Annotated in this window: 12 protein-coding genes; 1 reads left to right on the top strand and 11 read right to left on the bottom strand. The window is 41.8% G+C overall.

The window, feature by feature from the left end; translation table 11 throughout:
* Positions 1-15: 15 nt before the first annotated feature.
* The 3 genes from AC4IFT_RS03875 to AC4IFT_RS03865 form a co-directional block, all read right to left on the bottom strand.
* Positions 16-1,800: a SmdB family multidrug efflux ABC transporter permease/ATP-binding protein gene (locus tag AC4IFT_RS03875; RefSeq protein WP_490750659.1), complete on the bottom strand. Its 1,785-nt coding sequence runs from the start codon at positions 1,798-1,800 to the stop codon at positions 16-18.
* On the bottom strand, positions 1,797-3,542 hold the full coding sequence (locus AC4IFT_RS03870; protein ID WP_490750658.1) for a SmdA family multidrug ABC transporter permease/ATP-binding protein: 1,746 nt from the start codon (positions 3,540-3,542) through the stop codon (positions 1,797-1,799). The genes AC4IFT_RS03875 and AC4IFT_RS03870 overlap by 4 nt, the downstream gene beginning before the upstream one ends.
* Before the next feature lie 73 nt (positions 3,543-3,615).
* Positions 3,616-4,077 carry an Lrp/AsnC family transcriptional regulator gene (locus AC4IFT_RS03865; protein WP_219245763.1) on the bottom strand — a complete coding sequence of 154 codons (462 nt, stop codon included), beginning with the start codon at positions 4,075-4,077 and terminating at the stop codon, positions 3,616-3,618.
* A gap of 276 nt (positions 4,078-4,353) precedes the next feature.
* Between AC4IFT_RS03865 and queC the strand changes: the two genes are divergently transcribed.
* Positions 4,354-5,049 (top strand): 7-cyano-7-deazaguanine synthase QueC, encoded by a 696-nt coding sequence (gene queC / locus AC4IFT_RS03860; protein WP_490750657.1) that lies wholly within the window; start codon positions 4,354-4,356, stop codon positions 5,047-5,049.
* A gap of 53 nt (positions 5,050-5,102) precedes the next feature.
* Here the strand turns inward: queC and AC4IFT_RS03855 are convergent, their stop codons facing one another.
* From AC4IFT_RS03855 to tig, 8 genes are all read right to left on the bottom strand, one after another.
* Positions 5,103-5,528: an acyl-CoA thioesterase gene (locus AC4IFT_RS03855; protein ID WP_273803208.1), complete on the bottom strand. Its 426-nt coding sequence runs from the start codon at positions 5,526-5,528 to the stop codon at positions 5,103-5,105.
* Between the two features lie 181 nt (positions 5,529-5,709).
* The gene (locus AC4IFT_RS03850) at positions 5,710-6,081 is read right to left on the bottom strand and encodes a ComEA family DNA-binding protein (protein WP_490731770.1); all 372 of its coding nucleotides are present in this window, start codon (positions 6,079-6,081) and stop codon (positions 5,710-5,712) included.
* Between the two features lie 144 nt (positions 6,082-6,225).
* The gene (gene ppiD, locus AC4IFT_RS03845) at positions 6,226-8,097 is read right to left on the bottom strand and encodes a peptidylprolyl isomerase (RefSeq protein WP_490750656.1); all 1,872 of its coding nucleotides are present in this window, start codon (positions 8,095-8,097) and stop codon (positions 6,226-6,228) included.
* 175 nt (positions 8,098-8,272) lie between these two features.
* A complete protein-coding gene (gene hupB, locus AC4IFT_RS03840) occupies positions 8,273-8,548 on the bottom strand; it encodes a nucleoid-associated protein HU-beta (RefSeq protein ID WP_206084605.1) in 276 nt (91 codons plus the stop codon).
* A 234-nt stretch (positions 8,549-8,782) separates the two neighbouring features.
* Entirely contained in the window at positions 8,783-11,218 is a 2,436-nt protein-coding gene (lon, locus tag AC4IFT_RS03835) for an endopeptidase La (RefSeq protein ID WP_490731766.1), read from the bottom strand.
* A gap of 206 nt (positions 11,219-11,424) precedes the next feature.
* Entirely contained in the window at positions 11,425-12,702 is a 1,278-nt protein-coding gene (gene clpX, locus AC4IFT_RS03830; protein WP_206084603.1) for an ATP-dependent protease ATP-binding subunit ClpX, read from the bottom strand.
* A gap of 117 nt (positions 12,703-12,819) precedes the next feature.
* Positions 12,820-13,440 (bottom strand): ATP-dependent Clp endopeptidase proteolytic subunit ClpP, encoded by a 621-nt coding sequence (clpP, locus tag AC4IFT_RS03825; RefSeq protein WP_206084602.1) that lies wholly within the window; start codon positions 13,438-13,440, stop codon positions 12,820-12,822.
* Positions 13,441-13,980: 540 nt separating this feature from the next.
* Positions 13,981-15,285, bottom strand: a complete 1,305-nt coding sequence (tig, locus tag AC4IFT_RS03820; protein WP_490750655.1) for a trigger factor — start codon at positions 15,283-15,285, stop codon at positions 13,981-13,983.
* Positions 15,286-15,519: the final 234 nt, after the last annotated feature.

The raw sequence follows: 15,519 nt of genomic DNA, 5'->3' as shown, positions 1-15,519 counted from the left end.
AATCGTGCAGAATAATTAGCTAGGAACAACCTCGATTTTAGCATCACAACGGGCATTTAAGGATTCACCAACTTGTTGTAACTGGTACATTTGGTAATAGCGCCCTTTTTGTTGCAAAAGATGCGAGTGAGTACCTTTCTCAACAATTGCACCACGGTGTAGCACAATCACTTCGTCGGCATCAACAATAGTTGATAAGCGATGTGCAATCACCACCAGCGTTGTATTTTGACGAATAACACGCAGCGCCTTTTGAATCGCTTGCTCTGTACCTGAGTCGATATTTGCAGTTGCTTCGTCCAAAATAAGAATTTTAGGTGTCACCACTAACACCCTTGCCATCGCCAATAACTGCCGCTGCCCAACCGATAGCGTGTTACCTTGCTCACCAAGTACCGTATCTAAGCCATCAGGAAGCTGGCGAACTAAGCCCGCAAGCTGCACAGTTTCCAGCACTTCCCATACTTTTTCTTGGCTGACATCACGCCCTAACGCTACGTTGTCAAAAAATGAAGATGCTAATACGACAGGGTCTTGTTGGACCATAGCAATTCCATTACGTAACGCTTGATGCGATAACGTATGCAAATCACGGCCATCAAGCAATATTTCGCCCTCTTGCCACGGGTAATACCCCATAATCAAGTTAGCAATCGTGCTTTTACCGCTACCCGTATGACCAACCAACGCAATAAAATGGTTATTCGGCACATGCAGGTTAATATCATTCAAGACTAATTTGTCGTCACGGTAGGCAAAAGAGAGATGCTTAATCGTGATTGAGCCGCCTTGTAATGGTGCAATACTTTCACCATATCCTTGCTGTGGGCTATCCATTAATTCAAAAACACGCTCGCCAGAAACCACCGCCTGCTGCAACATTGATTGCTGTGAGGTTAATTCAATCAGTGGCTCATTTAATCGACCTAGATAATTGATAAAGGCGTATAACACCCCGACACCAATGGTTGTAGTCCCTTCAACCCCAAATAGAAATAGCAATCCACACAAAATAGAGGCAGAAAATAAACTCAGTAATGGCCGTAACAGTAAGCCATCCAACTTTAAGGCTTTCATTCTTGCTAGGTAGTGATTTTGGCTCACTTCCTGCATTTTTGCACCAAATCGAGCTTGCTGTAAAAATTGTTGGATAACCGTCATGCCGTTAATGACTTCGTTAAAGCCGTTATTAATATCCGCAAGATACGAACGAACTCGACGAACAATCGGCGTACTTAGGCGCTGATAAGCTATCATCACAACAAGCACCGCTGGGAAAATCATGACTGCAACGGATGCCATTCGCCATTCGAGGGAAAACATTGCCACTAACATGGCACAAATCAGTGCTAAGCTACGAAATACAGTTGGAACAACCATAACAAACAGGTCTTTGATCACCTCTGTATCATTGGTGACGCGAGAAATTAACTGCCCAACTGGTTGTTTATCAAATGCACTTAATGGCTGCCTAAGCGCCGCATTCATCACGTCGGTTCGCAAGTTTTGCACCACGCCAACAGCCGCTTTATTGAATAAAATGATTTGGTAATAGTGAAGTAGTGCAGCAATTACCTGTAACAATATGAAGCCAACAGCCATGTATAAGGTCAATGGCATAATGATTTCTTTTTTAGCGACCATATTATCAATAAAATAGCTAACGAGCAGAGGACCGCTGACCTCCGCGATTGCCGCTAACCATAACATGCCAATGGCAATTCCCATCGTACCACGATAGGCTTTTCCATATGAAAGGAGCCGTTTCAGTGCAGGCCAAAGTGGTTTTTTCTGGCTCATAATTCACCATCCAAAGCCGCTTCAATCTGTTGATAATGATACATATCTTTATACCAGCCTGACTGAGCGATAAGAGAGTCATGCTCACCTTGAGCCGTAATTGTCCCTTGGGATAGCACTAAAATGTTGTCGGCTTCCACTAAAGCAGATAAACGATGCGCACTAATAATTAGCGTGCGCCCTTGCCGCCAGCGGCTTAAATTTTGCAAGATAGTAAACTCTGTCTGCCCATCCACCGCGGAAAGGGAATCATCCAACACCAATATTTCGGCATTTTGCAAAATCGCTCGCGCAATAGAAATACGTTGTTTTTGCCCACCGGAAAGCATAACGCCCCGCTCACCCACTTGTGTGTCGTAACCTTCAGGCAAACGTAAAATATCATCATGCACATAGGCGATTCGAGCTGCTTCTTCGATTTCAGCTTGCGTGGCATTCGGCCTGCCAAGGGCGATGTTTCCTGCCACAGTATCAGAAAACAAGAAAGGAGATTGGTTCACAATTGACAACCTTGCGCGCCATTCATCTAATTTAATTTCAGGTAACGGCAAACCTTGATAGCAAATACGCCCTTCAGTCACATCAAATTGGCGCTGTAATAACGTTAATAATGTCGATTTCCCTGAACCAGTCGGCCCACAAATTCCTAAAAACTGCCCTGGTTTTAAGTTGAATTGCACGTTGTGTAGCGAGTTTCTAGCTGCTTCTGGGTAGCTAAAAGTGGTAATGTTCACACTCAATTCACCTTTTTCGGGCTGTAATGAATGCGAGCCATCGTTAATCACCAGTGGCTCATTTAATAAACTTAAAATTCGACTATAAGCGGCACTACCGCGCTCAACAATATTAAACATCCAAGCCAGTGCTAACATCGGCCAAATCATTAACCCTAAATACATAATGAAGCTGGTTAGCTCACCTAAAGTGAGGGTTCCTTCTAAAACCATCCAGCTGCCACCCGCAATGGCGAGTAGATTCGCCATGCCTATAGCCATAAATATGGTTGGGTCAAAACGTGCATCAATTTTGGCGACATGCATATTGCGGCGACCAGCTTCGGTCGCGACTTGCTCAAACTGGTTAGATTGGTGATCTTCAAGGCCAAAAGCTTTGATCATACGAATGCTGGTTAGGCTTTCTTGTGCATGGTTATTTAATGATGAAAATGCACCTTGGGCATGTTTAAACCGATGATGAAGCTGATCCCCGTAGCGTTTGATAACGACCGCCATTATTGGCATTGGGATCAACGCCAGCAAGGTTAATTGCCAGCTAATTTCAACACTCATCATGATTAAAACAGCACATCCCATAACCAATGAATCAACTAACGTTAATACCCCTTCACCCGCCGCAAATACGACACGGTCAACATCATTTGTCGTTCGCGCGATAAGATCCCCTGTGCGATATTTCAAGTAAAACGCTTGATTTTGCAGGCTTAATTGACGATAAAATTTCTGACGCAATTGAACTGCCAACTTATAAGAAGCACCAAATAGCCAAAGCCGCCAAACATATCTCAAACCGTAAACAATTAATGCAATGAATAACATCAGCAGGACATAGTTGACCAATTGGCTTCTCTGCATGGTTTCTTTGCTAATCCCATCAACCACTACCCCAACGATGCGAGGCGGAATGAGCTGCAAGATAGCAATGACAATCAAAAAGCAAACAGCGCCGAGATAGCGCCGCCATTCACTTAAAAAATACCATTTGAGTTGTGAAAATAATCGCACGTATTACTGCCTTGAATAATGTTAATTAATTTATACGCTTTAAGCTGCCTTACTCCATCATTTCATGGAAAAGCTAATCAGGGATCGGTAAAACAGTTGTATATTTGATTTTTTCCATCGCAAAGCTTGAAGTGACATCAATTAAACCATGCACACCATTAACCAATTTTTTATAAAAAAGGTCATAGGATTTCATGTCATGTACCTCAACTTGCATCAGGTAATCATACTCCCCCGCCATTCGGTAGAACATGAGTACCTCTGGCATCTGACTAACAAATGACACAAATTGCTCATACCACTCACTATTATGATGCTGTGTTTTTATCGTTACGATAACAGTTAGGCCTAAACCAAGTTTTTCACCATCAAGCAGCGTGACTCGCCCGCGAATATATCCTTCATCTTCGAGGCGTTTTAGGCGCTTCCAGCACGGTGTAGAGGTTAAATTAACCGCTTCAGCGAGCGTATTGAGGGATAAGCTACTGTCATTTTGCAATAAGCAAAGCAGCTTTTTGTCTATTTTATCTAACATGAGTGGTCTCTTGGCTTAGGTGTGAGTGCTTTTGTTATGTTTTTAGTATTGGAAACCTTATTATGCAAAACACCATCATTTAAAAACAATAATAATGTCACCAATTCGCTTTATTATAGAATAATTTTATACAAATTAAACAATAATAGAATAAATAACACACCAAATGGATTAAACCTGTAAAAATAAGTCTGTTAATTGTGTTATCACCTCGCTAACATAGAAAACTGAAATCTCGTTTTCTTGAATGACATGAATTATCACCAAGGAGTGACTATGAAACGCGCCGTTGTCGTCTTTAGTGGCGGACAAGACTCAACAACTTGTCTGATCCAAGCCTTAGAAAATTATGATGAGGTGCATTGTGTCACCTTCGATTATGGGCAACGACATCGTCAAGAGATTGAAGTTGCACAGAAACTCAGTGCATCACTAGGCGCAGCCGCTCATAAAGTTTTAGATGTCACTCTACTTAATGAACTCGCGGTGAGTAGTTTGACGCGAGACAACATCCCTGTTCCTGACTTTGAAGAAAGTGAGGCAAGCGGCTTACCAAGCACCTTCGTACCTGGGCGCAATATCTTATTTCTGACTCTTGCGGCAATTTATGCTTATCAAGTCCAAGCAGAAGCGGTGATCACCGGAGTATGCGAAACAGACTTTTCGGGTTACCCAGATTGCCGAGATGAGTTTGTTAAAGCACTTAACCACGCTGTCAGTCTTGGTTTAGCAAAAGATATTCGTTTTGAAACGCCCCTTATGTGGTTAAATAAAGCCCAAACATGGGCACTGGCTGACAGCTATGGTCACCTAGGTACCATCAGAGAACAGACTCTGACTTGCTATAATGGTATTCAAGGAGATGGCTGCGGTGAATGTGCTGCCTGCCACTTAAGAAGCAATGGCTTAAGTGAATACTTAAGCCAAAAGGAAGCTGTTATGAATTCATTAAGACAGCTACAAGCCAAATAAATATACCACTCCATCTGCCTACCTAATAAACAACATGAGGTAGGCTTCATTTGCTAGCTGATAAAATCATCCACGACCGAATTAAACGCCCCCAGCTTCTCGCGTAATTCTTCATCGATCACAATGGCTTTGTTGGTTAAGTTATCAATAAACACAAAGGTGACATAAGCATCAGATACGACTTCTGATTGACCTGCTTTAGTACGAATGATTTGTTGATAACACACTGCACTTTTAGAGCCAATTTTATCCATGCGTGTCACAACGGTTAACTCATCTCCCAGTAATACGCCTTGAATATAGTTCACATTGATATTCACAGCAGCCATGGTTAAATTGCTTTGTATTGCCCAACTAATAAAGTTGCGTTTATTCATCCATTCCCAGCGGTCCGCTTCATAGAACTCTAAATAACGTGCATTATTCACATGCTGGAATACATCAATATGATAACCATGAACTTTAATTTTTGTTGCCATAACTACTCCGACCAGTTTATTTTCTGATAACATAAAAATAACAAATGTACGGAAAATATGCTGAATAAATGTCACGAATAAGACTTAGCTCGCAAATTATTTACCATCAAACAATAAATGTGATTAATAAGTAGCCATAACATAAGTGGCTCCTCAATCATTTGAATGAGGAGCCATGTTATTAAAGCATCAGTTTATTTTTGTTTTTCTCTAAAAATGCAGGGCCAATTCCTTGCACTTCCAAAATATTTTCAATGGAATTAAATGCACCGTACTTTTCCCGATACTCAACAATTGCTTTTGCTTTTTGTTTTCCTATTCCATTCAATTTTTGAGCGAGTTCTTCCGCACTGGCGTGATTAATACTCACTTTACCCGATTGGTTAATATCGGTGCCTTTTGTGTTTTCAGTAGACTCGGTTGGTTGAGAGAGTGTTGTGGCGGGTTTTTCTGCTGTATTTTTTTTCGCCCATGTTAAAGGTGATAATCCCCCCAATAAAAATAAGCATAATGTTGTGACTAAACTACGTTGAACAATTGTTTTCCATGACATGGTATTTCTCCTTTGTGTGTAGAAACATCACAGTGCCAGAGAAAAGTTATTGGCGCATTTAGCGAAAAATAAAAATGCGAAAGGCCACCCAGAGGTGGCCTTTTAATAGCATGCTTACAACTTAAGTTGCGAAGCTACTCGCAATTATTCAAGGTTCAGTACTTCAATTTTCGCGTTTTCACGTAAATTGAGCATTAGCGCTTCATTCACGGCAGAGCTCATCGCACCTTGGTATTCACGAGATAACTGTTTCAGTTCATCTTCAGTTGGTTGACCTAAAGTAACTTTGTCCAGCTGAATAACCACATAGTTATCAGACTCATCACGCGCAAGTGAGTACGCAGGCTTACCATCAACAGGTTGAGCCATTTCCATTGCAGCGTTAATCGTCGCGCTTTGTGGCATTAAGCGAGAAACAGTTTGCACATCAGCAAATTTAACACCTGCTGTATTTAAGGCCTCTTCGCCTTTACCTGCTTTCAAGTCAGCCAATAGCTTGTCTGCGGTTGCTTTAAGTTCTGCATCTGCTTTTTGGCGCTTAACTAATGTTTCAATCGCAGGTTTAACTGTTTCAAACGGCTCAGTGCTTTCTGGTTTATATTCTGTCACACGGACAACAAATGCACGGTCACCTTCAACGTTAATTACGTCGGAGTTAATCCCTTTAGAACCGTTTTTATCAACCAGACGGTCACTAAAAACTTCATTGATAACTTTAGGGAAATTCAGAGCTGCTGGTGGATTGTTACGATCAAACCAATCAGTTGTGACGGCTTTTAAGCCTGAAACAGATTCAACTGAAACTAATGATTCCATATCACTCGTTGCAGCTTCACTAACTTTCTGTTGTAAGTCGTAGAACTGTTTGATGTTTTTATCTTGAAGCAAGCTAACTTTAATCGTTTCGGAAACGTCTTCAAACGGCTTCGTTGACTCTGGCTTGATATCATCTAAACGGAAAACAACGTAGTTATCCTGCGCTTTAACAGGAGCCGAAAGTTGGCCTTTTTCTGTTAAGTTTGCAGTGATAATTTCGCTCGGCGTTGAAGCTGCTTCCATCCAGCCAATCAGGCCTTTGTTACCTGCACTGAATTTATCCGTCGATTTTTCAGCGGCTAACGTTGCAAAGTCTGCACCCGCTTTGATTTCATTGATGATGTCGTTTGCTTCTTTTTCAGAAGCCACTTGGATCATACTGTATTGTTTTTGCTCTGCCTGAGTATAATTTTTCAGGTTTTGCTCATAATACGTTTTCACTTCTTCATCAGAAACCGTAGCTTCTGGCATAGATGCTGCATCCATTTCAACATAGCTAACCTGTACTTTTTCAGGTGAGATAAAGCTATTTTGATTAGCATCATAATACGCTTTCAGCTCTTCTTCAGAAACTGTTTGCTTCGCTTGAATGTCAGCTAAGGACAAGGTTGCAGTGCGAATTTCGCGCTCTTGCATAAATAATTCAGCGTAAGCTTTCACTTCTGATGGCAAAGCGAAGTCCGTCCCAGTGAAGGCTTTACCTAACTGAGCACGTGTTAAATCTTGGCGAATTTGCGCCGCAAAGCTGTCCGCATTGATGTTGTAACGGCTTAAGATTTCACGATATTTATCGCTATCAAACCGACCATCTGTTTGGAAGATTGGCATAGAAAAAATGGACTGCTCAATCTGCTGATCGCTTGCTGAGAGATTCAGTTCATTAGCATATTGATTAATCAATTCATTATTAATCAAATTATCAAGCGCTTGGCGACGCAGCAAATTCATGCTTTCTTCGTTGCTAGCCACTTCAGAGAATTTGTCTCCCAAGTAGTCTTGCAATGATTGGCGTTCCTGCTGAAAAGCCTGCTGTAACTGTTCCCTGCTAATTGACTGTCCATTAACTTCTGCTGCTTTGTTGGCGCTATTGCCACCTAAGCCGCCCATCATAACGCCTGTCAGCACGAATGACAGCATAATGAGCCCTAGCAAAATTTTAATAAAAGGACTGTTCGCCTTCGTGCGTAGATTTTCCATCATAAAAAGGCTTAACTCCGCTTTGTTGAATTCAATTTCCTAATAATACGCTAATCTTAACTCAGAAAGAAAAAAAAGCGCACCATTTCCATGGTGCGCTTATATATTAGCTGATTAAAGGCATTCCGTCAGTTTGAGTTTTCGCAAAAATGCAAGAAAGACAAACTAAAATACTTAATTAGCTATTAACAGCGTCTTTAAGACCCTTGCCTGGACGGAAAGCTGGAACTTTCGCCGCAGCGATTTTAATCTCTTTACCCGTTTGTGGGTTACGGCCTGTACGTGCCGCACGCTCACGAACAGTGAAATTACCAAAGCCAACTAAAGCAACATCGTCTCCTTTACTTAAAGAACTCGTTACAGTAGCAACGAACGCGTCAACAACGCGGCCTGCCGCAGCTTTAGAAATATTCGCATCAGAAGCGATTTGATCAATCAGTTGAGCTTTATTCACTCTTATCATCCCCATTATTAGTTGGACTATAAATCACCAAATTAACTATAGCAGCTAGCTTCTATTCGTACAGTTAATTAATGATTTAGCCGTTATATCAATCCTGATTACCAATGGCAAGAGAACAGATTGCATACAAACAATTATCAGAATCATCGTTAAATTAGCGATGAAAAAAAAGGCTGACAAGCCCTAAATTAGCTGTCAGCCTTACTTTTATACAAACTTCTTGATTCAGCTCACTCTTTTCGCTTTCTTTTTAACAACCTCAGCCCCAAAAGGCGGGTTAACTAAAGCTAAAGAAAGAACTTCTTCAATGGTTTTCACTGGATGAATTTCCAAATCAGCGATCACATTTTGAGGAATTTCCTCTAAGTCACGTTCGTTTTCTTTAGGGATTAATACGGTTTTTATTCCGCCGCGGTGTGCAGCTAATAATTTTTCCTTTAACCCACCAATTGGGAAAACTAACCCTCTTAATGTGATTTCACCTGTCATTGCCACGTCTGCACGGACTGGATTACCTGTTAAACAAGAAACCAGCGCTGTTGACATCGCAATACCTGCGCTTGGGCCATCTTTTGGTGTAGCGCCTTCAGGGACGTGAACATGGATATCGCGTTTTTCATAAAAATCGCTGTTAATACCCAGTTTTTCAGCACGAGCTCTCACCACGGTTAATGCCGTTTGGATTGACTCTTGCATTACTTCACCTAAAGAACCCGTGTAAGTCAGTTTGCCTTTACCCGGTACACACGCCGTTTCAATGGTAAGTAAATCACCACCTACTTCAGTCCACGCTAAACCAGTCACTTGGCCTACACGGTTTTCGGTATCTGCTTGGCCGTAGTCAAAGCGACGAACACCCAGATAATCCTTTAAGTTATCTGCGTTGATTTCGATGTGCTTAAGTTTTTTATCCATTAATAATGCTTTAACGGCTTTACGGCACAATTTTGAAATTTCACGCTCTAAACCACGCACACCCGCTTCACGTGTGTAGTAACGAATAATGCTCATTAATGCGCTATCATCGATGGTTAACTCGCCTTTTTTCAAGGCATTACGTTCAATTTGTTTCGATAATAAATGTTTTTTAGCAATATTCAGTTTTTCGTCTTCGGTATAACCAGAAAGACGAATAACTTCCATACGATCCAGCAGTGGCGCAGGGATATTCATCGAGTTTGACGTTGCAACAAACATAACGTCAGACAAGTCATAGTCCACTTCTAAATAGTGGTCGTTAAACGCAATGTTTTGTTCTGGATCAAGTACTTCCAACAATGCTGATGCAGGATCGCCACGCATGTCTGAAGACATTTTGTCTATTTCATCCAGCAGGAACAGTGGGTTTTTCACCCCAACTTTTGCCATTTTCTGGATAAGTTTACCCGGCATTGAACCAATATAGGTACGACGGTGACCACGGATTTCCGCTTCATCACGTACACCACCTAATGCCATACGGGTGTACTGCCGACCTGTTGCCTTCGCAATAGATTGACCCAGTGAAGTTTTACCAACCCCTGGAGGCCCTACCAAACAAAGAATTGGCCCTTTTATTTTGCTTACTCGGCTTTGCACTGCCAGATACTCTAAAATACGGTCTTTTACACGCTCAAGGCCATAATGGTCGGTATCCAACACTTCTTGCGCTTTCACCAAATCTTTTTTAACTTTGCTACGTGCATGCCATGGCACTTGCACCATCCAGTCGATGTAGCTACGAACCACCGTGGCTTCAGCCGACATCGGAGACATCATTTTCAGCTTCTGCAATTCTGCTTCTGCTTTTTCTTGTGCCTCTTTTGGCATTTTCGCTTCTTCGATTTTACGTTTCAGCGATTCATATTCGTCTGGCGCATCGTCCATTTCACCCAGCTCTTTTTGAATGGCTTTCATTTGCTCATTCAAATAGTACTCACGCTGGCTTTTTTCCATCTGCTTTTTAACGCGATTACGGATACGTTTTTCCACTTGCAGCAATTCAGTTTCTGATTCCATCATCGCCATCAGGAATTCAACACGTTCAGCAATATTTGCCATTTCAAGAACGCGCTGTTTATCCGCTAATTTCAGCGGCATATGGGATGCAATGGTATCTGCAAGTTTATCAAGTTGGTCTTGTTCGATGGAGTGCAATGCTGTCAGCACTTCCGGTGGAATTTTTTTGTTAAGCTTAATATAGCTTTCAAACTGGCTCACAATCGTGCGGTACAGCACTTCATTTTCTTTTTCATCAAGAATCGATGATGGAGCCCCAGCAGTGGTTTCGTCGTAAACGGCACCTTCAGCGTGTTTATCTTGTTCAGACGCTAAATACTCAGCTTGCGCGAGGAAATACTCGCCGTTATCTGTCAAACTAGTTATACGTGCACGTCTTAGGCCTTCAACCAAGACTTTCACTGTGCCGTCTGGCAGTTTTAGCATCTGAATAACAGATGCAACCGTACCAACAGCAAATAAATCATTCACCCCAGGCTCATCAGTTGAGGCTTCTTTTTGCGCAACCAGCATCACTTGTTTGTCATGATCCATCGCTGCTTCCAGACTGTGAATGGATTTTTCACGTCCAACAAACAGTGGGATCACCATATGTGGGTATACCACTACATCACGCAGAGGCAATACTGGTATTTCAATGCGTTCGGAACGCTCTGGATTCATAAAGCTCTCTCTTCGTTTAGCTCACGCTAGTTTAAGGGTTTCTGTCTCTCGCTTGAAAAATACTCTCAAAAACAAGGAAACCACACCTCAGAATATAAACTATATGGGGACAAGATTTTAGCATTCAATGGTTAATTGAACATAAAAAACAAAATGAGGGATATCCCTCATTTCGTTTGATTATTTCTTGAACGCTTTCTTAAAGATTAGTTATCGCCTGATGCTTGAGCATCCGGCTTGCTGTAGATCAATAAAGGTTCTGATTGTTCGTTAATCACATTTTCATCAACGACAACTTTTTCGACATCCGTCATAGAAGGGAGGTCATACATGGTATTTAACAGCGCAGCTTCAACAATTGAACGTAAACCACGGGCACCCGTTTTACGTGCCATTGCTTTTTTCGCAATTGCTTTTAATGCTTCTTCACGGAACTCAAGCTCAGTTCCCTCAAGACTAAACAATGCTTGATACTGTTTAGTTAACGCATTTTTTGGCTCTTGTAGAATTTGAATCAGCGCTTCTTCACTCAGCTCCGTCAAAGTCGCGACGACTGGCAGACGACCAATAAACTCAGGAATTAAACCGAATTTAATTAAATCTTCTGGCTCAGCTTGCGTGAGCAATTCACCTTCTGTTGCTTTATCTGACTCACCTTTGACTTCAGCAGCGAAACCAATACCTGAACGGGTATTTAGACGCTGGCCAATCACTTTATCTAAGCCAGCAAATGCACCACCACAAATAAACAGAATTTTCGAGGTATCTACCTGTAAAAATTCTTGTTGTGGATGCTTACGCCCACCTTGTGGAGGAACAGCTGCAACCGTACCTTCGATAAGTTTCAAAAGCGCTTGCTGCACACCTTCACCCGACACGTCACGGGTAATGGATGGGTTATCAGATTTACGAGAAATCTTATCAATCTCATCGATATACACGATACCACGTTGTGCTTTTTCGACATCGTAATCACATTTTTGCAGTAATTTTTGGATGATGTTTTCAACGTCTTCCCCCACATAACCTGCTTCGGTTAGTGTGGTCGCATCTGCCATCGTAAATGGCACATCCAAATAACGTGCTAAGGTTTCAGCCAGCAGGGTTTTACCGCTACCCGTTGGGCCGATTAACAGGATATTACTTTTGCCTAATTCAACACCATCGCTAGTTTTATCACCATTACGTAAACGTTTATAATGGTTATAAACCGCAACCGCCAAGACTTTTTTCGCTTTTTCTTGGCCGATGACGTAGTCATCAAGGTGCTGCCTAATTTCATGTGGCGTAGGCAATTCACTACGCTCACGATGTGGCGCAAGTTCTTTAATTTCTTCACGGATGATATCGAGACATAAGTCTACACATTCATCACAAATATAGACTGACGGACCGGCAATCAGCTTACGTACTTCATGCTGACTTTTTCCGCAGAAAGAACAGTAAAGCAGTTTGCCCGTTCCCTCTTTGCGTTTCTCTGTCATCAGTTGACCTCACTTTTATTCATATTGCCTTGTTTTGTTTAACTAAAACAGTAAACACAGCAACGATTTTCTTAAAATAGTTTATGGTATGAATTAATTATACCAAAAGTTAACCAATTAACGGCTACTATAAATTTGGTCGACTAAACCGTACTCTTTCGCTTCATTTGCCGACAAGAAACGGTCGCGCTCAGTATCACGGCTGATTTCTTCAATGGACTTCCCTGTGTGGTGAGCCATGAGTTCATTCATGCGTGTTTTCACTTTTAAAATTTCTTGTGCGTGGATTTCGATATCTGTCGCTTGGCCTTGATAGCCACCTAACGGTTGGTGGATCATCACACGAGAATTTGGCAAGCAAAAACGCTTACCTTTTGTACCAGCTGTCAACAAAAATGCACCCATAGAGCATGCTTGCCCCATACAAATGGTACTAACATCTGGCTTAATAAATTGCATGGTATCATAAATAGACATACCTGCCGTAATCACACCACCCGGTGAGTTGATATACAGCTGGATATCTTTTTCAGGGTTTTCTGCTTCAAGGAATAACATTTGAGCGACAATTAAGTTCGCCATATGATCTTCCACTTGACCCGTCAGGAAAATAATACGTTCTTTTAATAGACGTGAATAAATATCATATGAGCGCTCGCCTCGAGAGGTTTGCTCAATGACCATTGGCACAAGAGCCATTTGGGATGCTAACTGTTCCTGACCGCCAAAATGTGACATCGAAATCTCCTATTAAAAACTTTCTGGTGCTTGCGCCTAATTGCTATCTACTAACCATCATATTGAGCAAAAAGAGTGTGGCATAACAACGTGTTTTAAAAATACCTCTAGCGGCAAGCTTGCACGAACTGCTTATTTCTCTATTTTAGCCTATATTGGCTGATTACATGTGAAATAAGAAGAAAATGCCGCAAACTGTGCTGAAATCAATAAGACTCTCTTTTAACGAGTTTAACACAAGCCTGTTTACTTACACGGTATTATCCCATTAGAAAACCATAACTGATTTTCAAAAGTGGCGAAATAACTCTTTTGGTTGAATTCGCCTATTTCTATGATATTTGCTCTTCAAAATAGTTCAAATCGCAAGCGAAACTGAATACATGCTAATTGAAGTGTTAGGGATATAATTAGGGTTTAAATGTGATTTTCAAGGTCACCCTATCTTAATTCACAAAAAAGTCGTTATTTAAAAGCTTTAATTGCAAAAAAACCCGCAGTAGAGCACCACGGGTTTTATTTTGTACAGCAAGAAATAAATTAACCAGCTTGAACTTGGTTCATCAGCTCAGTGAAATTAGTTTCTTTTTCAGTGACTTTAGCAACCGCCAGAACAGTCTCAACCGCTTGTTCTTCTAATGCTAAGTTACGAACGCTGTTCATCAGCTCTTCGTTTTTGCTGTAGTATTCGATAACTTCAGCTGGATCTTCGTATGCAGATGCCATTTCTTCGATCAGTGTTTTAACACGATCTTCGTCAGCTTTCAGTTCGTTTTTATTGATCACTTCACCTAACAGTAGACCGATAACAACGCGACGTTTAGCTTGTTCTTCAAACAGTTCACGTGGTAATTCCATCGCTTGCTGTTCGTTGCCACCAAAACGCTGTGCCGCTTGACGACGCAGAACATCGATTTCACCATCAATAACAGCAACTGGAACTTCGATGTCGTTCGCTTTGATCAGACCATCAAGAACTTGTGCTTTAACACGGTTACGAATGGCATTTTTCAGCTCACGTTCCATGTTTTTACGTACTTCAGCACGCAGGCCGTCTAAAGTACCATCAGCGATACCGAAACGCTTGATGAATTCTTCAGTAAATTCTGGCAGTTCACGTTGTTCTACTTTCTTCAGAACGATAGCGAATTTCGCTGCTTTACCTTTCAGGTTTTCAGCGTGGTAATCTTCTGGGAAGTTAACTTCGATATCGAATTCTTCACCTGCTTTGTGGCCAACAACGCCTTCTTCAAAGCCAGGGATCATGCGGCCTTCACCCATAACCAGTGCGAAGTCTTCAGCTTTACCGCCTTCGAACTCTTCGCCGTCGATAGAACCAGTGAAGTTGATAGTGATGCGTGAATCAGCTGCTGCTGCCGCATCAACTTCTTTCCACTCTGCTTGTTGTTTACGCAGAGTATCTAGCATGTTTTCCAGGTCTTCGTCTTTAACTGAAACCGCTGGTTTTTCAACTTCGATAGTGTCTAAACCGGTTAATTCGATTTCTGGGTAAACTTCAAACTCAACCGCGTAAACGAAATCTTTACCGTCTTCGATTTGCTCTGGCTTGTAGCTAGGCGCACCCGCTGGGTTGATTTTGTTTTCAATGATTGCGTTGATGAAGTTACGTTGCATCACATCGCCCAGAACGTCTTGCATAACAGACGCGCCGTAGCGTTGTTTAACGATGTTCAGTGGTACTTTCCCTTTACGGAAACCATCAACACGTACTTTCTTAGCAACGCTAACCAGCTCGCTATTTATTGCTTTTTCAATATCAGTGGCAGGAACGGTGATTGTTACACGACGCCCAAGGCCTTGAGTCGTTTCAACAGAAACTTGCATCTTCTTACCTCAAAATAAATCTTAGTGATCGGTCTACTCCAGAGTTATGCCATTAAGCAATTAATGGCGTTCTCCCTTCCAGAACCGGGGGGCGTTACTTTCATAACGGTCAATCCCTGATATCAGAAGCGTCCCGAAACCTTACTGAAAATTAGACGCAGCATTATACCGATGCCAGCGCCCTGAGTCGAGAAAAGCCGAGAAAAGAAGCGATTTTTCCTCTTTATTTGTGAC

It is taken from the genome of Providencia sp. UF-183 (assembly GCF_058246155.1).
Note: the sequence above shows the minus strand (reverse complement) of the source record. Positions and strands in the feature narration are given on the sequence as shown.

What these genes read in the sequence shown, in the direction of transcription:
- AC4IFT_RS03855 (WP_273803208.1), bottom strand. Translation starts at nt 5,528, where the DNA reads ATGGCAACAAAAATTAAAGTTCATGGTTATCATATTGATGTATTCCAG.
- AC4IFT_RS03865 (WP_219245763.1), bottom strand. Translation starts at nt 4,077, where the DNA reads ATGTTAGATAAAATAGACAAAAAGCTGCTTTGCTTATTGCAAAATGAC.
- clpX (WP_206084603.1), bottom strand. Translation starts at nt 12,702, where the DNA reads ATGACAGAGAAACGCAAAGAGGGAACGGGCAAACTGCTTTACTGTTCT.
- tig (WP_490750655.1), bottom strand. Translation starts at nt 15,285, where the DNA reads ATGCAAGTTTCTGTTGAAACGACTCAAGGCCTTGGGCGTCGTGTAACA.
- AC4IFT_RS03875 (WP_490750659.1), bottom strand. Translation starts at nt 1,800, where the DNA reads ATGAGCCAGAAAAAACCACTTTGGCCTGCACTGAAACGGCTCCTTTCA.
- ppiD (WP_490750656.1), bottom strand. Translation starts at nt 8,097, where the DNA reads ATGATGGAAAATCTACGCACGAAGGCGAACAGTCCTTTTATTAAAATT.
- lon (WP_490731766.1), bottom strand. Translation starts at nt 11,218, where the DNA reads ATGAATCCAGAGCGTTCCGAACGCATTGAAATACCAGTATTGCCTCTG.
- AC4IFT_RS03850 (WP_490731770.1), bottom strand. Translation starts at nt 6,081, where the DNA reads ATGTCATGGAAAACAATTGTTCAACGTAGTTTAGTCACAACATTATGC.
- queC (WP_490750657.1), top strand. Translation starts at nt 4,354, where the DNA reads ATGAAACGCGCCGTTGTCGTCTTTAGTGGCGGACAAGACTCAACAACT.
- clpP (WP_206084602.1), bottom strand. Translation starts at nt 13,440, where the DNA reads ATGTCACATTTTGGCGGTCAGGAACAGTTAGCATCCCAAATGGCTCTT.